This is a genomic window from Rhodococcus sp. ACS1, assembly GCF_002300155.1.
In the GTDB taxonomy this organism is placed as follows: domain Bacteria; phylum Actinomycetota; class Actinomycetes; order Mycobacteriales; family Mycobacteriaceae; genus Rhodococcus_F; species Rhodococcus_F koreensis.
This window is the reverse complement of sequence record NZ_NSDZ01000005.1, coordinates 282,164-302,228: the sequence shown is the minus strand read 5'-3', so window position 1 is coordinate 302,228 and position 20,065 is coordinate 282,164. Positions and strand designations below refer to the sequence as shown.

The window sequence follows — 20,065 nt, the reverse complement described above, 5'->3', positions numbered from 1 at the left end:
GGGTACATATTTTCGACGTTATGCTCGCATTCCCCGAGCATCGGCCCTGCAACGACGCAGGTCCGACGATCGCGTTCGGGGCGCCCCTGGAGGTAGTCAAGTGGGTTGTGCAGGGGTGCACGTGTCCGCGAAGGCGGCACCCAGTCCTCGGCGGACATGGCCTTGGCCATCGAAACACTCTGCGGATCAATGAGTTTTACGGAAACGGAGCGATAACAGATGTTCAAGCGAATAGCGATAGTGAACCGCGGCGAGGCGGCCGTCCGCCTGATTCGCGCGGTGCGCGAACTGAACGCCGAGCACAACTACGGCATCCGCACGATCGCCCTGCACACCGAGGCGGAACGTCGCGCGATGTTCGTCCGGCAGGCCGACGAAGGTGTGTGCTTGCGCACAGTCAAGACCGGCACCGCCTACCTCGACCACGCCGAGCTGGCCCGCGCGCTGCGCGAGAGCAAGGCCGACGCCGTGTGGGTCGGCTGGGGCTTCGTCGCCGAGGATCCCGCGTTCGTCGAGGTCTGCGAGCAGCTCGGCATCACGTTCATCGGCCCGCCCGCCGAATCGATGCGCCTGCTGGGCGACAAGGTCGAGGCCAAGCTCCTCGCCGAGAAGGTGGAGGTCCCGGTCGCACCGTGGAGCGGTGGCCCCGTCGCCACCCGCGCCGACGCCCGCCGTCACGCCCAGGCCATCGGCTACCCGCTCATCATCAAGGCCCGCTCCGGCGGCGGTGGCCGCGGTATCCGCAAGGTGTGGTCGGAAGACGAACTCGAACTCGCGCTCGAACGCACCCAGGGTGAGGCCCAGCGGTCCTTCGGCGACCCCGTCGTGTTCATCGAGCGGCTGGTCACCGACGCACGCCACGTCGAGGTACAGGTCATTGCCGACAACTTCGGCAACGTCTGGGCTCCCGGTGTGCGCGACTGCTCCATCCAGCGCAAGAACCAGAAGGTCATCGAGGAGTCCAGCTCCCCGCTCCTCACCACCGAGCAGTCGAACCACTTGCGCACCGTCTCCGCCGAGCTCGTGCGCGCCGCCGGCTACCGCGGCGCCGGCACGGTCGAGTACCTGTACCAGCCCGAGCAGAAGACGTTCACGTTCCTCGAGGTCAACACCCGCCTGCAGGTGGAGCACCCCATCACCGAGGCCACCACGGGCATCGACCTGGTGAAGCTGCAGATCCTCGTCGCCAGCGGTGAGCCGCTCGTCGGCGACTGCCCGCCCGAGTTCGGTCACGCCGTCGAGGCCCGCCTCAACGCGGAGGACGCCGCCAACGGCTTCGCTCCCGCACCCGGCGCCGTGCAGCTGCTCAAGTTCCCGCTCGGCAGCGGTCTCCGCGTCGACACCGGCATCGCCCAGGGCGACGTCATCCCGCCCGACTACGACTCGATGGTCGCCAAGGTCATCGCCTGGGGTCGCGACCGCTCCGAGGCCCTCGCGCGTCTGCGCACCGCACTGCGCGAGACCACCGTCGTCCTGCAGGGCGGCACCACCACGAAGTCGTTCCTCCTCGAACTGCTCGACCGCGACGAGGTCATCTCCGCGTCCGCGGACACCGGCTGGCTCGACCGCACCGGCGTCGGTAGCGTCACGACGCCCACCAAGGTGGCCGATGTCGCACTGATCGCCGCCGCCATCGACGTCTACGACGCCGAGGAGAAGCTCGAGCGGGAGGCGTTCCTGTCGTCCGCTCGCGGTGGCCGCCCCCGCGCCGGTCACGCCATCGGCCGCAAGGTCGAGCTCAGCTACCAGGGCCAGGCCTACGGCCTCACCGTCACGCAGGTCGGCGCCCACACCTACCGTGTCGACGGCGACAGCCCCGACGTCGAGGTCGAGGTCGATCGGCTCAGCGAATTCGAGAGCCGCCTCGTCGTCGGCACCCGCCGCCACCACGTGGTGTCGGTCGCCGGCCGCGCCCAGTACCTCGTCGAGGTCGACGGCATCAGCCACCAGATCAGCCAGGACGAGGCCGGTGTCGTCCGCGCACCCGCTCCCGCAGTCGTGGTCGCGGTGCCCGTGTCCGTCGGCGACGAGGTCGAGGTAGGCGACACGCTGGTCGTCCTCGAGAGCATGAAGATGGAGACCGCCGTCCGTGCGCCCGTCGCAGGCCGGGTCCGCGAAGTTCTCGCGATGGTCAACTCCCAGGTCGACGCCGGCACCGCACTGCTGCGCGTCGAGGAGACCGCGGAGGAGTCCACCGCTCCGAAGTCGCCGCGCGTCGAATTCGTGGTCGCCGTCCCCGCCTCGAAGGGCGACGTCCGCACCGACGCCCTCGAGCAGATCGACGCGCTCGCCGCGCTGCTCACCGGGTACGACGTCAGCGCGAAGCGGGCAGGCGTGCTCCTCGCCGACTACGAGAAGCTTCGCGCCGACATCGCGGGCGACGCGGATCTGGTGCAGGCGGAACTCGCCCTGCTGAACACGTTCGCCGACATCTGCGAGATCGGACGTAACCGTCCCACCGCAGCCGAGGAGGACGCTGACGAGCGCGTCCACAGCCCGCGCGAGCACTTCCACACCTACCTGCACACCCTCGACGTCGAACTCGAAGGCCTGCCGGAGTCGTTCACGACCCGGCTGTCGCGGGCGCTGCGTCACTACGACGTCACCGACCTCGAGCGCAACGGCGAGCTGGAGGAGGCGGTCTACCGCCTGTTCCTCGCGCAGCAGCGCATGGACAACCAGGTTCCCGTCATCGCCGCCCTGCTCGACCGGTGGCTGAACGAGGGCAACGCTCCCGGCCGCGCACCCAGCGGACTCGGCGAGGTCCTGGACCGGCTCATCACCGCCACCCAGGTCCGTTACCCGGTGATCGGCAACGTTGCCCGCAACGTGCGGTTCCGGTTCTTCGACGAGCCGCAGATCCGCAAGGCCCGCGAGCAGGTGTACGACGGTGTCCGCGGCAGCCTCGAGTACCTCGCCGAGAACCCCGGCGCCGGCGACTACCAGGAACGCCTCGAGGCCCTGGTCGCCACCCCGCAGTCGCTGACCGAGCTCCTCGGACAGCGGATCGCACGCAAGAGCACGACCGTCGGCCCGCTGCTCGAGGTCGTCACCCGGCGCTACTACGACATCCGCACGCTCGAGGACGTCACCGCCTTCGAACGCAACGGACGCCGTTTCGTCACCGGCAACTTCGACCTGCTCGGCGAGCGCCTGAACCTGGTCTCCGCCGTCGGCGAGTACGCCGAACTGCCCGGCGCGCTCGACGAGATCGGTGCCGTCGCCTCGGAGAACCCCGAGAACCTCGTCCTCGACCTCTACCTGTCGTGGACCGCGCCGCCCGCCGACCCGGACACCATGTCCGAGGACCTGCGGAAGGCGCTGACGGCGCTGCCGCTGGCCGCGACCTGCCGCCGCGTCACGGTGTCCGTCTTCGGCGGAACCGACGTCGACGTCCGCAAGTTCACCTACCGCCCGGACGCTGGTGTCCTCGCGGAGGAGAAGCTGATCCGGGACATGCACCCGCTCACCGGCCAGCGACTCGACCTGTGGCGTCTGAAGAACTTCGACGGCACCCGCCTCCCCGCGGCCGCCGAGACGTTCCTGTTCAACCTGGTCTCGCGCGACAACCCCACCGACGAACGCCTCATCGCGCTCGCCGAGGTCCGCGACATCACGCCGGTCCGCAACGAGGACGGCCAGGTCATCGGTGTTCCCGCCGCGGAACGCGTGCTGCAGTCGTGCCTCGACGGCATCCGCCGGGCGCAGGCCACGCGCGGCAGCAAGCGCAAGCTCGACGCCAACCGCGTCGTGCTGTACGTGTGGCCGAAGATCGACGTTCCCGTCGAGGATCTCGAGGCGTTCGCCCGGGTCGCGGCACCGCTCACCGCGGGTGCCGGACTCGAGGAGATCACCGTGATCGCCCGCCTCCAGGGCGAGCCCGGCACGGAGTCGCGGGAGAAGGCTCTGCGCTTCTCCTACCGCACCGGCGCCGGTGTGGTCGTCAAGGTCACCGAACCGCCGACCGAGCCGCTGCAGCCGCTCGACGCGTACACGCAGAAGGTCCGCAGCTCCCGTGCCCGCGGCACCGTCTACCCGTACGAGCTGATCCCGCTGCTCACCGGTCGCGACGGCAGCTTCGTCGAGCACGACCTGGACGAGTCGGGCCAGTTGGTGCCCGTGGAGCGTCCGTACGGCCAGAACAAGGCCGGCCTCGTCGTCGGTCTGGTCACGGCCCGCACCGACCGGCACCCCGAGGGCATGACCCGCGTCGCGCTGTTCGGTGACCCGACGAAGGCACTGGGCACCGTCGCGGAGGCCGAGTGCGCCCGCCTCGTCGCCGGTGTCGACCTGGCCGAGAAGCTGGGTGTTCCCGTCGAGTGGTTCGCGCTGTCGTCCGGCGCGACGATCTCCATGGACAGCGGCACCGAGAACATGGACTGGGTGTCCCGCGGCCTGCGTCGCCTCATCACGTTCACGCAGGACGGTGGCGAGGTCAACGTGATCGTGGCCGGCATCAACGTCGGTGCGCAGCCGTACTGGAACGCCGAAGCCACGATGCTGATGCACACCAAGGGCATCCTCGTCATGACGCCCGACAGCGCCATGGTGCTCACCGGCAAGAACTCGCTCGACTACTCGGGTGGCGTCTCGGCCGAGGACAACTTCGGCATCGGTGGTTACGACCGCGTGATGGGCCCCAACGGTGAGGCGCAGTACTGGGCGCCGAACCTGCCCGCCGCGTGCGAGATCCTGTTCGCGCACTACGACCACGCGTACGTCGTTGCCGGAGAACGCTTCCCGCGTCGGGCGCAGACCAGCGACCCGATCGGGCGCGACGTGCGGTCCTTCCCGCACATCCACCCGTCCAGCGACTTCACCACGGTCGGCGACATCTTCTCCGCGGAGACGAACCCGGAACGCAAGAAGCCGTTCGACATTCGCACGGTGATGCGTTCACTCGTCGACCAGGACCACACGGTGCTGGAGCGGTGGGCCGACATGGCGGACGCCGACACGTCCGTCGTGTTCGACGCACACCTCGGCGGATACCCGGTGAGCGTCATCGGCATCGAGTCGCGGGCCATCGCCCGTAAGGGATGGTCGCCGGCCAACGGTCCCGACCAGTGGACCGCGGGCACGCTGTTCCCGCAGTCGTCGAAGAAGACGGCCCGCGCGATCAACGCCGCCAGCGGCAGCCGGCCGCTCGTGGTGCTGGCCAACCTGTCCGGATTCGACGGTTCCCCGGACTCGCTGCGGCACATCCAGCTCGAGTACGGCGCCGAGATCGGCCGCGCCATCGTCAATTTCGACGGCCCGATCGTGTTCTGCGTCGTCTCCCGCTACCACGGTGGCGCGTTCGTGGTGTTCTCCGGAGCACTGAACGACAACATGGAGGTGCTGGCGGTCGAGGGCTCGTTCGCCTCGGTCCTCGGTGGCGCCCCCGCCGCGGCCGTCGTCTTCACCCGTGAGGTCAACTCGCGGGTGGCGGCGGACCCGTCGATCCGGGAGCTCGAGGCCAACCTGGCGGGCGCCCAGAACGACGCCCAGCAGGCTCACCTGCGGGTGGAGCTGGCGGCCCAGCAGGCTGCGGTGCGGAACGAGAAGCTCGGTGAGGTCGCGGCCGAGTTCGAGGCCGTGCACAACATCCAGCGGGCACAGCGGGTCGGCTCCGTCGACGCCGTCATCCCCGCCGTGGAGCTGCGTCCGTACATCATCGGTGCGGTCGAGCGCGGCATGCGCCGGGCGGTCGAAGCCGGCAAGTAGTCCCCACCCGAACGGCCGCGGCACCTACCGGTGTCGCGGCCGTTCGGCGTTCGCGGGCGTGGCGTCAGGTCGGCCCGCATTTCACCTGTTTCGGATGACGCGGGCGCCCCGACCCGGTGCGATAGTCAGCGCAGAGTGAATTCGACTGTGAATGGAGCGCTGCTATGGACTCTTTCTGGGACTTTCTCTGGGTGATCATCGTCACCTTCGGCTTCGTGGCCTACCTGATCCTGTTGTTCTCCATCATCACCGACCTGTTCCGCGACCATAAGACGTCGGGCTGGGTGAAGGCGATCTGGATCGTCTTCCTGTTCTTCGTCCCGCTGCTGACCGCGCTCGTGTACCTCATCACCCGGAGCAAGAGCATGGCCGAGCGGTCGATGGCGGCCGCGCAGGAGGCGAAGCAGGCGCAGGACAGCTACATCCGTTCCGTCGCGGGCAAGTCCTCGGCCGAGCAGATCGCGGACGCGAAGGCCCTCCTCGACGCGGGCACCATCACGCAGGCGGAATACGACACGCTGAAGGCGAAGGCGCTGAGCAGCTGAGCGCCCGCCCCGATGAAGGCCCGCCTGCCCGGCGGGCCTTCTTCCGTTTCCGGTCCCTTCACTCCGCGATCCGGGCCGCGACGTCCCGGAACGCCTGCAGCACGGTGGCGACGGCGGGAACGTCGTCGGCTGCGGGTCTGCGCGCCAGTTCGTAGATGCGGGCGGCGCGCACCCCGGCCAGGGGAAGCTGGACCACCGCGCGGCTGGTCACCGCGTGCCGGGCCAGCAGGGCCACGCCGTGACCGCCGGCGACGAGTTCCTCGATGACCCGGAAGTCGTTGATGCGCATCGCCACGTGCGGCTGCACACCGGTCGCGGCGGCCACCGACATCAGCACGTCGTCGACGGGAAATCCGCCGCGCACACTGATCCACCGCTCGTCCGCCAGCTGGTCCGGCCGGACCGCGTCCTGTCCGGCGAGCGGATGGCCGGGCGGCAGGATGAGGTCGATGGGCTCGCGCATCAGCGGCTCGGCCGTCACCCGCGGCGACGACGTGTCCGGGGCCCGCTCGTCGCGGTGGGTCAGCACCACGTCGTAATCGGCGAGCAGTGCGGGCACCGCGGCCGCGGGCAGGTCCTCGTCCCGCGCCTGCACATCCACCCCGCTTCCCGCGAGCGCGTCCAGTAGTCCGGGCAGCAGCAGCGCGGCGCCGGACGGGAACAGCGCCACCCGCACCCGGCCGCGCGGCGAACCGCGGTAGGCGCTCATCTCCGCCGCCGCGCGGTCCAGGGCGGCCACGACGTCGTCGGCGCGGACGACGAGGGCCTGACCGGCATCGGTGAGCCGCAGCCGGCGGCCTGCCGGTTCGAGCAGCGTCACCCCGGCCTCCCGCGAGAGGATCTTGAGCTGCTGCGACACCGCCGACGGCGTCATCGACAACGCCTGCGCGGTCGCCGCCACCGTCCCGCGGTCCGCGAGCTCGCGGAGCACGCGCAACCGGGTCGCATCCATGTAGCAAAACTACATCGATGGTGCACTTTAATGCGCTTGTCCTGATTGTTTCCCGCCCTCACGATGGAATGCATGACCTCCCGCGACCGGCTGCTCGGACTCACCGTCGTCGTCCTGTGGGGGCTCAACTTCCTCGCCATCCGCGCCGGCCTCGACCACTTCCCGCCGTTCTTCTTCGCGGCCCTGCGATTCTTCGTCATCGCGATCCCGGTGATCCTGTTCGTTCCCCGTCCGCAGGTCCCGCTGAAATGGCTGCTCGTGTACGGCCTCGGATTCGGCGTCGGCCAGTTCGCGTTCCTGTTCTGGGCCATGCACGTCGGGATGCCGACCGGGCTGGCGTCGCTGGTGCTGCAGTCCTCGGCGCCGTTCACGGTGGTCCTCGGCGCGGCCGCGCTGCGGGAGCGGCTGCGGCCGACGCAGGTGGGCGGGCTGCTCGTGGCGATCGCCGGGATGACCCTCATCGGCTGGGACCGCGCCCAGCACGCCGCGCTGCTGCCGGTGGCCCTGACCCTGCTCGCGGGACTGTCGTGGGCGCTGGGCAACATCGGCAATCGCAAGGCCGCGTCGGATCAGCCGATGCGTCTGATGCTGTGGATGTGCGTCATCCCACCGCTGCCGATGCTGGCGCTGTCGCTCGGTGTGGAGGGCCCGTCGGCCGGCTGGGACTCCCTGACGTCCTCGCTGCACGGCGCCGGCCCGCTGGCGCTCGCGGGCCTCGCCTACATCGTGATCCTCGGCACGGTCGCGGGCTCGGGTCTGTGGACGGCGCTGCTCAGCCGCTACCCCGCCGGGATGGTCGCGCCGTTCTCCCTGCTGGTCCCGATCGTCGGGATCGGGGCGTCCTGGCTGGTGCTGCACGAGGAGCCGAGCGTCCTATCGCTGATCGGCGGGGCCGTCGTCATCGCCGGTGCCACCGCCACCCAGGTGAGTGGCAAAGTGCGTCCGAGCACACTTTCGCACTCACGTGCCCCCGCGCGAGTCGGCGTCTGACCGGACCCTGTGCAAAACTCGCGGAGTGAGTACTGGAACTGGGATCACGACGCGCGGCAAGGTCGCCCTGCGCGCAGCGGCCGCGGCCTCGTGGGCGTCGCAGAAGGCCGGGCGCGGCAAGGGCTCGATGATCGGCGGACTGATCGCCCTCAAGATCGACCCGACCCTGATGGAACAGCTCGGCGCCCACCGGCGCACCGCGGTGATCACCGGCACCAACGGCAAGTCCACCACCACCCGGATGACAGCGGCGGCGCTCTCCACGCTCGGTGAGGTCGCGACGCAGGCGGACGGCGCCAACATGGACGCCGGCATCGTCGCCGCGCTCAGCACCCGCGTCCACGCGCCCCTCGCCGCCCTCGAGGTCGACGAACTGCACGTCCCGCACGTCAGCGACGCCGTCAACCCCGAAGCCCTCGTTCTGCTCAATCTCAGCCGCGATCAGCTCGACCGCGTCGGCGAGATCAACATGATCGAACGCAAACTCCGCGCCTGCGTCGCCGCGCACCCGGAGTCCGTCGTGATCGCCAACTGCGACGACGTCCTCGTCACCTCGGTCGCCTACGACGCGAAGAACGTCGTCTGGGTCGCCGCGGGCGGCGGCTGGGCCAGCGACGCCGCCAGCTGTCCGCGCACCGGCGAACCCATCGTCTGGGAGGGCTCCCACTGGCGCAGCACCGGCTCCGACTTCGCGCGCCCCACCCCCGACTGGTGGCTGGACGACGAAAACCTGTACGGGCCCGACGGTCTGAAGATCCCGATGACGCTCGCCCTACCCGGGCGCGCCAACCGCGGCAACGCCGCGCAGGCCGTCGCGGCGGCCGTCGCGATGGGCGCCAAGGCGGAGGACGCGGTCGCCGCCGCGGCCACCGTGCAGGAGGTCGCGGGCCGCTACAGCACCGTCGAGGTCGGTTCGCACTCCGTGCACATGCTGCTCGCCAAGAACCCCGCCGGCTGGCAGGAAGCGCTGTCGATGATCGACCCCACCGTCGACGGCCTCGTGATCGCCGTCAACGGGCAGGTCCCCGACGGCGAGGACCTGTCCTGGCTGTGGGACGTGCGGTTCGAGCACTTCGAGGGCGTCAAGGTGGTGGCGGCCGGCGAACGCGGCACCGACCTGGCCGTCCGCCTCACGTACGCCGGAGTCGAGCACACCCTTGACCCGAACCCGTTGCGGGCCATCGCGTCCTGCCCGCCCGGACGCGTCGAGGTACTCGCCAACTACACCGCGTTCCGCGACCTCAACACCGCCATCGCGAAGGAGGCGCGCAATGCCTGACTCGACCGTCCGCATCGGCCTGGTGCTGCCCGACGTGATGGGCACCTACGGCGACGGCGGCAACGCCCTGATCCTCCGGCAGCGACTGCGGATGCGCGGCTACGACGCGGAGATCGTCGAGATCACGCTGAACGACCCGGTCCCGGAGTCCCTCGACGTGTACACGCTCGGCGGCGCCGAGGACTCGGCGCAGCGCCTCGCCACCCGGCACCTCGCCAAGTACCCCGGACTGCAGAAGGCCGCCGAACGCGGCGCCCCCGTCCTGGCGATCTGTGCCGCCATCCAGGTGCTCGGCAACTGGTACGAGACGTCGAGCGGCGAACGCGTCGACGGTGTGTCGATGCTCGACGTCACCACGTCCCCGCAGGCGACGCGGTCCATCGGCGAGGTGATCACGGCCCCGCAGATCGACGGGTTGACGCAGCCGCTGACGGGGTTCGAAAACCACCGCGGCGGAACCACACTCGGCGCCGGAGCCCGCGGTCTCGCCCGGGTCACGCACGGCGTCGGCAACGGTGTCGGGGACGGGCTCGAAGGCGTCGTGCAGGGTTCCGTGATCGGCACGTACATGCACGGACCCGCGCTCGCCCGCAACCCCGAACTCGCCGACCTGCTGCTGAAGCGGGCGCTGGGCGTCGACGAACTCGCGCCCCTCGACCTGCCCGAGGTCGAGCAGCTGCGCCGGGAGCGCCTGCGCGTCTAGGTGAGCGCCAAAGCGTGGTCCCGCACGCTTTTCCACTCACCTGCGCAGGTGAGTGGGAAAGCGTCCCCGGACACTCTTTTTCACTCACGTGGGCAGGCGGGACAGCGGTGCGTCGTGTCGGCCCAGCCCTCACGGACCAGCACCCGGCGCACCTCCTCGAACACCCCGCACGGGTCGCGGGTGGTCTCGTCCCACCCGTAGACCAACCGCGGACGATCGGCGAGTTCCGCGGCATTGTCACGTCGACGGTCACGGAAGCGGGACTGCCGGCCGCTGTGGTACTGCTGCCCGTCGAGCCGGACGATCAGCGGGACTCCCGTCGGGCTGTAGTCGACGTCCTCGTACAGAATCCGGCCGTCCACGACGTGCGGCATCTGGCGTTTCCCCGTCGGCAGTCCGTGCGACCTCTCGACGTCGAGCGCATATCGGTGTTCGAGGACGGATTGGACGCCGTCGCCGAGCAGCGTCACGGCGTCGGCGATGTCCGTCGCGTGCCGGTACGGGCGCCGCAGCTCGAGTTTCCGACGGAGGGCGTCGACGTGGACCTTGCCGTTGGTGGCCGCTTCGATCAATCGCGCGGCCGCTTCCTTCGGGGTTGCCTCGGACACAGCGAGGTCGAACACCGTGTCGGCCTTCGATGTTCGGGGTTGGCGGAACGGGACGGCGATGTGCCCGAACGCCCGGGACCTATGGACCACGACGCCGCCGTGCACGACGGCGTTGCCGGCGGAGGTCGGGCGTGGACCGCCCGGTGCACGTACCGTCGGCCCCTGGTTCACCGCCGAGCACTTGTAGGGCACGGTGATGTGGACGGGAGCGGACGGGTCGTCGATGCGGAGCATCCCCCACTCCTCGGCCGCGGTCCGGTGACTGAGGATCGCGCGCCCGCCACCGTAGAGGAGCGCGGCGGAGAGGGCCATCGGGCGTGTGAGCGGGCCGTTGGTCACCGCGATTACCCGGGGAAACACCCTTAACCATTGCCCGGTGACCACCCGGTGCCGGAGTGCGGTGGCACTGACGCCGTGCGCCCGTAGCTGTGCCGTGGTGACGACGCCGTCCTGGGCGTCGAGAAGTGCTTGCCAAGAGTCGTGTTCCATGCCGGAAACGGTGTCGGCCCGCTCCGACAAGGATCGGTCCCGCAGACCCAGTTATCCACAGGCTGTGCATAAACCAGGTGAGTGGCAAAGCGTCCTGGGGCACGCTTTGCCACTCACGCATCAGTGCAACCTGGCAGTTGCACAAAGCGAGCGACATGTGCAACCATGGAGTTGCAGAATAACCCGCGAGGAAGGTGGCCGTCATGGACGCATCGAGCAGCATCACCCGGACCGTTGTCGTGAACGCCCCGAGATCGGCGGTGTGGGCGGCGATCACGGATCCCGACAAGATCAGTCAGTGGTTCGGGCAGCGCACATCGCTCGATCTCAGCGTCGGCGGCGAGGCCGCCTTCACGTGGGACGAGCACGGCACCGCCCGCGCCGTCGTCACGGAGGTCGACGAACCGAACGCGTTCGGCTTCCGCTGGGCCGCCGACATCGACGCCGACCCGGTGATCGGCAACTCGACTCTGGTGCGGTTCACGCTGTCCGAGCACGCCGCCGGCACCGAACTGACCGTCGTCGAAACCGGATTCGACGACCTCGACCGCGACGTTGCCGACCAGAAGCGGGCCCGCGAGGCCAACGTCCAGGGCTGGCATGCCGAACTCGACGAACTGGTCGCGTACCTGCACGGCGTGAAGGCATGACGGTGGGCACGTATGCCGAACTGGCCTCGGTGTTCGCGGCGCTGTCCGACGAGACCCGCTGGGAGATCCTGACCGAACTGGGGCGATCAGACCAGTCGGCGTCGTCGCTGGCCACGCGACTTCCGGTGTCGCGGCAGGCCATCGCGAAGCACCTGACCGCGCTACAGGCGTGCGGGCTGGTCGAGTCGGTGAAGGTGGGCCGCGAGATCCGCTACCGCGCGCTGGGCGCCGAACTGAACAAGACGGCGCGGACGCTGGAGCGGATCGGGGCCGAGTGGGACCGTCGTTTGGCCGCCATCAAGGAGATCGCGGAATCGATGGAGGAGTAAAGACCCCAGACAGGGGTTCGGCCGGGAATGCTTCTGCATTCTCGGCCGGATCTCTGCTTCTCGAGTTTTCTCTGCTCACAGGTACATTTCCTCGATCCGCATCACTGACGATACACGCGAGTGATCTACGTCACAAGGGGTTCCACCGGACTTTTCTTCGTCCGATCGTGCCCGGGCAGGGTCAGGGATACCGCGAACACCAGGACCGCGATCACGGCGCACACCCCGTAGGCGATCGAGAATCCGGCGGCGGATGCGACCCCGCCCACCATGCTCGCCGCCAGGACCGTCGCGACGACCGCACTGCACATGGTCGTGCCCATCGTCCGCAGCAACACGTTGACGCCGTTGGCCGCGGCCATCTGCGTGGACGGCACGGCACGGACGATCAGCATCGGCAGCGTGCTGTACACCAGCGCCGTGCCGGTGGCCGCGACCCCGAGAGCCGCGATCACCAGCCACAGCTCCTTGTGCGGCACGGTGTGCAGTGCGTAGCCGAGGACCAGGCAGATCGCGCCCGACAGGATCGTCACCTTGGACCCGTAGCGCTCGGACACCCGGGCGCCGACCTGCGCGAACACAATCATCGACAGGCTCGTCGGGAGCTGGCACACCGCGGCCTGGAGGATGGTCAGGCCGTAGCCGGCGTCGCCACGGGGCGCCTGAAGCAGCTGCGTGGTGATGAGGGCGTTTCCGTAGAACGCGAAGCCGACGAGCAGCGCCGTGACGTGGGGCAGCAGCACCGACCGTCGCGCCGACACCCGCAGGTCCACGAGCGGGTTCCGGTTGCGTAGCTGCTGATATCCCCACAGCGCGAACAGGAACACCGCGGACCCGAACATGCCGAGCACCGCGGGACTTCCCCAGCCCCACGAGCTGCCCTGGGTGATCGGGACGAGCAGGCAGACGAGCGCGGCGGTGAGGCCGACGGCGCCGACCCCGTCGAACCGCCCGCCCGACCGCACCTCGGACTCGCGGATGAACAGCACCGCGGCCACGGTGACCGCGAGCCCGATTCCCGCGATGACCCAGAAGAGCACGTGCCAGTTGGAGTACTCGGCGACGGCCGCCGCGAACGGCAGTCCGAGCGCGGTGCCGATCCCGAGGGTCGAACTCATCATGGCAATGGCGCCGTGGACCTTCTCACGCGGCAGTTCGTCGCGGAGGATCGAGATTCCGACCGGGATGACGGCGGCGCCCGCCCCCTGCAGTCCCCGCGCGAAGATCAGGAAGGCGATGTCGGACGTCACGGCGCAGATCAACGCGCCGATCGTCATGAACGCGAAGGCGACGAGAAGCATCCGCTTCTTGCCGAACATGTCGGCGAGCCTGCCGAAGATCGGGGTGACCACCGCGCCGACCAGGAGGGTGGTGGTGATCAGCCAGGACACCGACGTCTGACTCGCGCCGGTGAACGTCGGCATGCTGGGCAGGAGGGGCACCATGACCGTCTGCAGGACGGCCTGGAACACGCCCGCGAACGCGAGAATCGGGAAGAGGTAACGCGATCCGTTGGCCGATGCGGGTTGCGCGCCCGGGTGATCCGCGAGCGCCGAGAGCGGGCGCGGCAACGAGATCGTCAAATGTCACCCCTCGCGCAGCTGGTAAATGGTTGTTCACCACATTAGGTGAACAACCATTTACCCCGCAAGCCCGACAATCCGCCCTCAGCCGTCGAGCAACTCCTGCACCAGCGGGGCGTACTGCGCCACGACCTCGTCCGGGGTGCCCGTCGCATGCTCCTGCATCATCTTGCGGCGCATGACGGCGAGACCCGTCAGCATCGACATCACCAGTTCCGCGCGCAGCCGGCCACCCGACCCGGGCAGTCGTTCGGCCAGCGTGTCGATCATCTGCGTCGAATAATTGGCCCGCAGCTTCCGGCTGGCCTCCTCGCTCGGCCCGCTCATGAACAGGATGCTCAGCGACAACGGCTTGTACGGCTCGAGCGGCCGCGCGAACATCGACACCATCCGCTCACCGAGACCGTCCAGCGGACCGCTGAACAGCAGCTCCGCGGCGGCACGGAAGTCGACGAGGGCGTCGAACAGCTGCTCCTTCGACCCGAAGTACTTGATGATCAGCGGTGCGCTGACCCCCGCGTCCTCGGCGATGTCCTTGAGCGTGATCTCCCGATACGGACGCGTCGCGAACGCCCGGCCCGCAGCGTCGACGATCAGCGACCGCGACTGTTCGGCCGTCCGCTTCACCGGCGCCGCGGTGCCCGGATCCGACGTCACAGCGTGCGCCTCCCCGACAACGCCCGGCCCAGCGTGAGCTCGTCGGCGAACTCGAGGTCGCCGCCCATCGGCAGACCCGACGCGAGCCGGCTGACCGTGAGACCGGGGAAGTCCCGAAGCATCCGCACCAGATACGTCGCGGTGGCCTCGCCCTCGGTGTTGGGATCGGTCGCGATGATCACCTCGGAGACGTCGACGCCGTCCTCCTGATTACCGATGCGCGCGAGCAACTCCCGGATCCGCAGCTGGTCGGGGCCCACCCCGGACAGCGGATCCAGCGCGCCGCCCAGAACGTGATAGCGGCCCTTGAACTCGCGGGTGCGCTCCACGGCCTGGACGTCCTTCGGCTCCTCGACCACACAGATCACCGTGCGGTCGCGGCGCGGATCGGCGCAGATGCGGCAGTGCTCCTTGTCGGACACCGTGCCGCACACCACGCAGAACTGGACGCCGTCACGCACCCGCTGCAGCGCGTTCTTGAGCCGGTCGATCTCCGGCGGCTCGACACTGAGCAGGTGGAACGCGATGCGCTGCGCGCTCTTCGGCCCGACGCCGGGCAGCTTGCCCAGCTCGTCGATCAGATCCTGAACCGGACCTTCGTACACGCCGCGCCTCTAGAAACCGGGGAGGCCAGGCAGGCCGCCCCCACCGAATCCACCCGCGAGCGGACCGAGCTTCTGCGCCGCGATCTCCTGTGCCTTGCTCGACGCGTCCTCGATCGCACCGATCACGAGGTCCTGCAGAGTCTCCACGTCGTCGGGATCGACGACCTTCGGATCGATCTTCAGACCGACCACTTCACCTGTCCCCTTGACCGTCGCGGTCACGAGTCCGCCACCGGCCTGCCCGGTGACCTCGGCCTCGGCCATCTCCTGCTGCGCGGCCATCAGCTGCTGCTGCATCTGCTGCGCCTGCGCGAGGAGCTGCGACATGTCGGGTTGTCCACCTGGTTGCACTGACGTGGTCCTTTCTGCTGTTTCCCCTGCCAGCGTAGACCGTGACCGTCAGCGCGGTCCGGCGCCGACGCCGTCGTGCGAATCCCGTCGACGGCGCCGGAGCGAACGGGACCGGGTCAGCCGAGTTCGCGCTCGAGGTTCGCCAGCACCTGCCCCTGGATCTTCTTCAGACCCAGCGGGGCGAACGTCTTCTCGAAGAAGCCGCCGATGCCGCCCGCACCCTTCCACTCGGTGGTCGTGGTGACCGTCGACCCGCTGCCGCTCGGCGCGACGACCCAGGTGGTGACGAGCGACGAGTTCGCGTCCGTCTCGGTGATCGTGTTGCCCGCCACGGTGACCGTCGCCTTGATGTCGCGGGACCGCTTCTCGGTGGCCTTCAGCGTCCACTGCGCGACGGTGCCGTCGCCCTGCCCGCCCTCGAGGACGCGGTAGTCCAGGTACTGCTCCGAGAGGATGCGCGGACGCACCGTCTCGTAGTCCGTCAAAGCCGCGAGCGCCTTCTCCGGTGTGGCTGCGACGGTGATCGAACTGCTCGCGCTGACCTGGCCCACTGTCTGACTCCTCTTGTACGATTTGTACGAAACTGCTTCCTCCTCCCATCCTGCCTTCCGTCCTCGAGTCCGGGCGATGACGTGGCAATCTATTGTGAGGTAGCTCACTTCGGCATGGTCGCGACCCGCACATTGATGAGACATTTGTGTGAATCTTGGGTCGCGCGCGCCGATATGCGTGGCTTGAACCCCCGGAGAGGGATAGCGTCAAGGTGTGGCTGCCTCTTCGGTTGAACTACTGAAAAGCATGCGGGAGGGTGGACGCCCCTTCCGTGCGCATCGCACTCTGCCCGTCACGGGGATCGACGCCCATCGCGCCGGCGTCCGACGACTCCTCGCGTCCTACCGCGCGATTCCCACGGACGCCACCGTGCGGCTCGCGAAGAAGACGTCCAATCTGTTCCGGGCCCGGGCGCAGACCAGCGCACCCGGCCTCGACGTCTCCGGCCTCGGCGGGGTCATCGCCGTCGACCCGCAGGCCCGGACGGCGGATGTCGCCGGAATGTGCACCTACGAGGACCTGGTGGACGCCACCCTGCCGTATGGGTTGGCGCCGCTGGTGGTTCCGCAGCTCAAGACCATCACCCTCGGTGGCGCGGTCACCGGCCTCGGCATCGAGTCGACGTCGTTCCGCAGCGGGCTCCCCCACGAATCGGTCCTCGAGATCGACGTCTTGACCGGCACCGGCGACATCGTCACCGCGACACCGGAAGGCGAGAACTCCGACCTGTTCTGGGGGTTCCCCAACTCCTACGGAACACTCGGCTACTCGACGCGTCTGCGCATCCAGCTCGAGCCCGTCAAACGGTATGTGGCACTGCGGCATCTGCGTTTCGACTCGCTGGACGAACTGCAGTCGGCGATGGATCGCATCGTCACCGAGCGCGTCCACGACGGCATCCCCGTCGACTACCTGGACGGTGTCGTCTTCACCGAGTCCGAGAGTTACCTCACGCTGGGCCATCAGACCGACGAGGGCGGCCCCGTCAGTGACTACACCGGCCAGAACATCTTCTACCGGTCCATCCAGCACAGTTCCGTGAACCACCCGAAAACGGACAAACTCACCATCCGAGACTATCTGTGGCGCTGGGACACCGACTGGTTCTGGTGCTCGCGCGCCTTCGGCGCCCAGAACCCCACCGTCCGCCGGCTGTGGCCGAAGAAGCTCCTCCGCAGCAGCTTCTACTGGAAGCTCATCGCCCTCGACCACAAGTATGACATCGGCGACCGACTCGAGAAGCGCAAGGGCAACCCGCCGCGGGAACGCGTCGTGCAGGACGTCGAAGTGCCCATCGAGCGCACCGCGGACTTCGTCCGCTGGTTCCTCGACGAGATCCCCATCGAGCCGCTGTGGCTGTGCCCGTTGCGGTTGCGGGAACCCGCCCCCGCAGGCGCGTCTTCGCAACGCCCCTGGCCCCTGTACCCCCTCGAACCGAAACGTACCTACGTGAACATCGGCTTCTGGTCCTCGGTACCCATCGTCCCGGGCCGGCCCGAGGGGGCGGCGAATCGGCTGATCGAAGACAAGGTCAGCGACTTCGACGGACACAAGTCCCTCTACTCCGATTCGTACTATTCACGAGAAGACTTCGAACGCCTCTACTACGGCGGCGATCGATACACGGAACTGAAAAAACGCTACGACCCCAAATCACGATTACTGGACCTTTTCTCCAAGGCGGTGCAACGTCGATGACAACCCTGAAAGCTTCACGCTCGCAAGACCACAAGCTGACCATCGCAGAGATTCTCGAAACTCTGTCCGACGGCATGCTCCCCCTGCGGTTCTCCGCCTACGACGGCAGCGCCGCAGGCCCGGAGGACGCCCCCTACGGGCTCCACCTCAAGACGACCAGGGGCACCACCTACCTGGCGACCGCCCCCGGCGACCTCGGCATGGCCCGGGCCTACGTATCCGGCGACCTCGAGGCCCGCGGCGTCCACCCCGGCGATCCGTACGAGATCCTCCGCGTCATGGGCGACGAACTGCACTTCCGTCGTCCGTCCGCGCTCACGCTCGCCGCCATCACCCGCTCGCTCGGCTGGGATCTGCTGCGCCCCATCGCCCCTCCCCCGCAGGAGCACCTCCCGCGGTGGCGTCGGGTCGCGGAAGGACTGCGGCACTCCAAGTCCCGCGACGCCGAGGTCATCCACCACCACTACGACGTCTCGAACACCTTCTACGAGTATGTCCTCGGGCCATCCATGACGTACACGTGCGCGTGTTACGAGAACGCCGAGCAGACCCTCGAAGAGGCACAGGAAAACAAGTACCGCCTCGTCTTCGAGAAGCTCGGCCTCCAGCCCGGCGACCGCCTGCTCGACATCGGTTGCGGCTGGGGATCGATGGTCCGGTTCGCCGCACGCCGCGGCGTCAAGGTCATCGGCGTCACCCTGTCCCGCGAACAGGCCGAATGGGCGCAGAAGGCCATCGCCGAAGAGGGGCTGTCCGACCTCGCCGAGGTCCGGTTCTCCGACTACCGCGACGTCCCCGAAACCGGATTCGACGCCATCTCCTCCATCGGACTGACCGAGCACATCGGCGTCGGCAACTACCCCGCCTACTTCGGACTGCTGCAGAGCAAACTCCGCGAAGGCGGCCGGCTGCTGAACCACTGCATCACCCGGCCCGACAACCAGAGTCAGGCCCGCGCAGGCGGGTTCATCGACCGGTATGTGTTCCCCGACGGCGAACTCACCGGCTCCGGACGCATCATCTCCGAGATCCAGAACGTCGGACTCGAGGTGCGGCACGAGGAGAACCTGCGCGAGCACTACGCACTCACCCTCGCCGGATGGTGCCAGAACCTGGTCGACAACTGGGACGCCTGCGTCGAAGAGGTCGGGGAAGGCACCGCCCGCGTGTGGGGCCTCTACATGGCCGGGTCGCGACTCGGCTTCGAACGCAACGTCGTTCAGCTGCACCAGGTCCTCGCCGTCAAACTCGGGCCGAAGGGCGAGGCGCACGTCCCGCTCCGGCCGTGGTGGAAGTAGGCGGCTCCGCCGCCCGTGAGTGGTTAAGGAGTCTCTGCACTCCTTAACCACTCACAGGCCCGGCAGGGGTTTTCGCCGGGCCTGCTCCACCCCTCCCGCACCAGCACGGTCTCCACTTCCTGGGCCACGACGCACGGATTTTTCGTCACCTCGTCGAACCCGTACACGAGTCGCGGCCGCCCCTGCAGTTCCGCCGCGTTGTCGCGTCGGCGGTCCCGGAACGCCACCTCCGCCATCGCGTGCGCGCGGCGACCGTCGAGTCGGACGATGAGCGGCACACCGTGGTCGGAGTAGTCGCAGTCCTCGAAGAGGGTGCGTCCGTCCACGACTACCGGTGACTGCCTCCGCGCCCGCGGCAGCGCGTGCGCATCCTCGACGTCGGTGGCATAGCGGTACTCGAGCACCGACTGCACTCCGTCGGCGAGCAGTCGTACCGCGTCCGTGAGCGCCTTGCCGTACCGACGTGGTCGTCGCTCCTCCATGCGTCGCCGGATGTCGCGCAGTGGGATCCGGGCATTGGTCACGAGCGCGACGAGCCGGGTGTAAGCGTCCCGTGCCGTGGGCTCGGCGATCGCCACATCCAGAGCCGTGTCCGCCCTTGCCGTCCGGGGTTGCTCCGTATCGACGGCAATGTAATCGTGCGCCCGCGACCGGTGCACGATCACACCGGGATGCAATGACGAGGACAGCGCGATCGGGTTGCCCGGCTTACGCGACCGACGCATGCCGGTTGCGCTCTGGCACCGCGAAGACTTCCCGTACGGCACCGTGATGTGTATCGGTTCGCCGTCGCGGACGGGAACCATCCCCCATTCCTCCGCGGCGGTGATGTGGCTGAGCATCGAATGGCCGCCGCCGTAGAGGAGTGCCGCGGACAGGATCATCTGCCGCGTCAATGGGCCGTTGGTGACGGCATAGACGCCCTGGAGGACACGGCGCCACTGCCCCGAGTCCAGGAGATGGCGAACCCTCCCCCGGGAGAAGCCGAACGGCTCGAGTTGGGACTGCGTGACGAGCCCGAACTGGGTGTCGACGAGGCGTTGAAAGTCGCGGAGATCGATGTCGGTCAT

17 protein-coding genes are annotated in these 20,065 nt (G+C 68.6%); 9 read left to right on the top strand and 8 right to left on the bottom strand.

Annotated elements, in window-relative coordinates:
• The first annotated feature begins 219 nt into the window (after window positions 1–219).
• The gene (locus CJ179_RS22175; RefSeq protein WP_095862915.1) at window positions 220–5,706 is read left to right on the top strand and encodes a biotin carboxylase N-terminal domain-containing protein; all 5,487 of its coding nucleotides are present in this window, start codon (window positions 220–222) and stop codon (window positions 5,704–5,706) included.
• Between the two features lie 164 nt (window positions 5,707–5,870).
• Window positions 5,871–6,251, top strand: a complete 381-nt coding sequence (locus tag CJ179_RS22170; protein WP_072938202.1) for an SHOCT domain-containing protein — start codon at window positions 5,871–5,873, stop codon at window positions 6,249–6,251.
• Window positions 6,252–6,309: 58 nt separating this feature from the next.
• Here the strand turns inward: CJ179_RS22170 and CJ179_RS22165 are convergent, their stop codons facing one another.
• Window positions 6,310–7,203: a LysR family transcriptional regulator gene (locus CJ179_RS22165; RefSeq protein ID WP_095862914.1), complete on the bottom strand. Its 894-nt coding sequence runs from the start codon at window positions 7,201–7,203 to the stop codon at window positions 6,310–6,312.
• A 72-nt stretch (window positions 7,204–7,275) separates the two neighbouring features.
• On the opposite strand from CJ179_RS22165, the gene CJ179_RS22160 reads away from it, so the two are divergent.
• From CJ179_RS22160 to CJ179_RS22150, 3 genes are read left to right on the top strand one after another with little or no spacing between them, the layout of a single operon-like run.
• Window positions 7,276–8,193 (top strand): EamA family transporter, encoded by a 918-nt coding sequence (locus CJ179_RS22160; protein ID WP_095862913.1) that lies wholly within the window; start codon window positions 7,276–7,278, stop codon window positions 8,191–8,193.
• A gap of 25 nt (window positions 8,194–8,218) precedes the next feature.
• Window positions 8,219–9,472: a MurT ligase domain-containing protein gene (locus tag CJ179_RS22155; RefSeq protein WP_072938465.1), complete on the top strand. Its 1,254-nt coding sequence runs from the start codon at window positions 8,219–8,221 to the stop codon at window positions 9,470–9,472.
• The gene (locus tag CJ179_RS22150; protein WP_072938210.1) at window positions 9,465–10,175 is read left to right on the top strand and encodes a type 1 glutamine amidotransferase; all 711 of its coding nucleotides are present in this window, start codon (window positions 9,465–9,467) and stop codon (window positions 10,173–10,175) included. Before CJ179_RS22155 ends, CJ179_RS22150 begins: the two co-directional genes overlap by 8 nt.
• Before the next feature lie 80 nt (window positions 10,176–10,255).
• Here the strand turns inward: CJ179_RS22150 and CJ179_RS22145 are convergent, their stop codons facing one another.
• Window positions 10,256–11,272: a type IV toxin-antitoxin system AbiEi family antitoxin domain-containing protein gene (locus CJ179_RS22145; RefSeq protein ID WP_095862912.1), complete on the bottom strand. Its 1,017-nt coding sequence runs from the start codon at window positions 11,270–11,272 to the stop codon at window positions 10,256–10,258.
• 203 nt (window positions 11,273–11,475) lie between these two features.
• On the opposite strand from CJ179_RS22145, the gene CJ179_RS22140 reads away from it, so the two are divergent.
• Both CJ179_RS22140 and CJ179_RS22135 read left to right on the top strand, forming a co-directional pair.
• The gene (locus CJ179_RS22140; RefSeq protein ID WP_072938213.1) at window positions 11,476–11,922 is read left to right on the top strand and encodes an SRPBCC family protein; all 447 of its coding nucleotides are present in this window, start codon (window positions 11,476–11,478) and stop codon (window positions 11,920–11,922) included.
• Window positions 11,919–12,251 (top strand): helix-turn-helix transcriptional regulator, encoded by a 333-nt coding sequence (locus CJ179_RS22135; RefSeq protein WP_072938215.1) that lies wholly within the window; start codon window positions 11,919–11,921, stop codon window positions 12,249–12,251. The genes CJ179_RS22140 and CJ179_RS22135 overlap by 4 nt, the downstream gene beginning before the upstream one ends.
• Before the next feature lie 125 nt (window positions 12,252–12,376).
• On the opposite strand, the gene CJ179_RS22130 is transcribed toward CJ179_RS22135, so the two are convergent.
• From CJ179_RS22130 to CJ179_RS22110, 5 genes are all read right to left on the bottom strand, one after another.
• Complete coding sequence (locus CJ179_RS22130; protein ID WP_095862911.1) at window positions 12,377–13,834, bottom strand: MFS transporter; 1,458 nt, start codon at window positions 13,832–13,834, stop codon at window positions 12,377–12,379.
• An 84-nt stretch (window positions 13,835–13,918) separates the two neighbouring features.
• Window positions 13,919–14,491, bottom strand: a complete 573-nt coding sequence (locus CJ179_RS22125; protein ID WP_072938221.1) for a TetR/AcrR family transcriptional regulator — start codon at window positions 14,489–14,491, stop codon at window positions 13,919–13,921.
• Window positions 14,488–15,096: a recombination mediator RecR gene (gene recR / locus CJ179_RS22120; protein WP_005248644.1), complete on the bottom strand. Its 609-nt coding sequence runs from the start codon at window positions 15,094–15,096 to the stop codon at window positions 14,488–14,490. Before recR ends, CJ179_RS22125 begins: the two co-directional genes overlap by 4 nt.
• Window positions 15,097–15,105: 9 nt before the next feature.
• On the bottom strand, window positions 15,106–15,423 hold the full coding sequence (locus CJ179_RS22115) for a YbaB/EbfC family nucleoid-associated protein (protein WP_218028832.1): 318 nt from the start codon (window positions 15,421–15,423) through the stop codon (window positions 15,106–15,108).
• Between the two features lie 140 nt (window positions 15,424–15,563).
• Window positions 15,564–15,998 (bottom strand): SRPBCC family protein, encoded by a 435-nt coding sequence (locus CJ179_RS22110; protein WP_072938224.1) that lies wholly within the window; start codon window positions 15,996–15,998, stop codon window positions 15,564–15,566.
• Between the two features lie 247 nt (window positions 15,999–16,245).
• Here CJ179_RS22110 and CJ179_RS22105 point away from each other — a divergent pair, with 247 nt between their 5' ends.
• Entirely contained in the window at window positions 16,246–17,697 is a 1,452-nt protein-coding gene (locus CJ179_RS22105; protein ID WP_095862910.1) for an FAD-binding oxidoreductase, read from the top strand.
• Window positions 17,694–18,995: a class I SAM-dependent methyltransferase gene (locus tag CJ179_RS22100; protein ID WP_072938230.1), complete on the top strand. Its 1,302-nt coding sequence runs from the start codon at window positions 17,694–17,696 to the stop codon at window positions 18,993–18,995. The genes CJ179_RS22105 and CJ179_RS22100 overlap by 4 nt, the downstream gene beginning before the upstream one ends.
• 23 nt (window positions 18,996–19,018) lie before the next feature.
• Here CJ179_RS22100 and CJ179_RS22095 read toward each other — a convergent pair whose 3' ends face one another.
• Entirely contained in the window at window positions 19,019–20,065 is a 1,047-nt protein-coding gene (locus CJ179_RS22095; protein WP_095862909.1) for a type IV toxin-antitoxin system AbiEi family antitoxin domain-containing protein, read from the bottom strand.

Coding starts and splice junctions, on each gene's coding strand:
- CJ179_RS22145 (WP_095862912.1), bottom strand. CDS start 11,272: ATGGAACACGACTCTTGGCAAGCACTTCTCGACGCCCAGGACGGCGTC.
- CJ179_RS22095 (WP_095862909.1), bottom strand. CDS start 20,065: ATGACCGACATCGATCTCCGCGACTTTCAACGCCTCGTCGACACCCAG.
- CJ179_RS22165 (WP_095862914.1), bottom strand. CDS start 7,203: ATGGATGCGACCCGGTTGCGCGTGCTCCGCGAGCTCGCGGACCGCGGG.
- CJ179_RS22160 (WP_095862913.1), top strand. CDS start 7,276: ATGACCTCCCGCGACCGGCTGCTCGGACTCACCGTCGTCGTCCTGTGG.
- CJ179_RS22175 (WP_095862915.1), top strand. CDS start 220: ATGTTCAAGCGAATAGCGATAGTGAACCGCGGCGAGGCGGCCGTCCGC.
- CJ179_RS22115 (WP_218028832.1), bottom strand. CDS start 15,423: ATGTCGCAGCTCCTCGCGCAGGCGCAGCAGATGCAGCAGCAGCTGATG.
- CJ179_RS22105 (WP_095862910.1), top strand. CDS start 16,246: ATGCGGGAGGGTGGACGCCCCTTCCGTGCGCATCGCACTCTGCCCGTC.
- CJ179_RS22135 (WP_072938215.1), top strand. CDS start 11,919: ATGACGGTGGGCACGTATGCCGAACTGGCCTCGGTGTTCGCGGCGCTG.
- CJ179_RS22100 (WP_072938230.1), top strand. CDS start 17,694: ATGACAACCCTGAAAGCTTCACGCTCGCAAGACCACAAGCTGACCATC.
- CJ179_RS22140 (WP_072938213.1), top strand. CDS start 11,476: ATGGACGCATCGAGCAGCATCACCCGGACCGTTGTCGTGAACGCCCCG.
- CJ179_RS22150 (WP_072938210.1), top strand. CDS start 9,465: ATGCCTGACTCGACCGTCCGCATCGGCCTGGTGCTGCCCGACGTGATG.
- CJ179_RS22170 (WP_072938202.1), top strand. CDS start 5,871: ATGGACTCTTTCTGGGACTTTCTCTGGGTGATCATCGTCACCTTCGGC.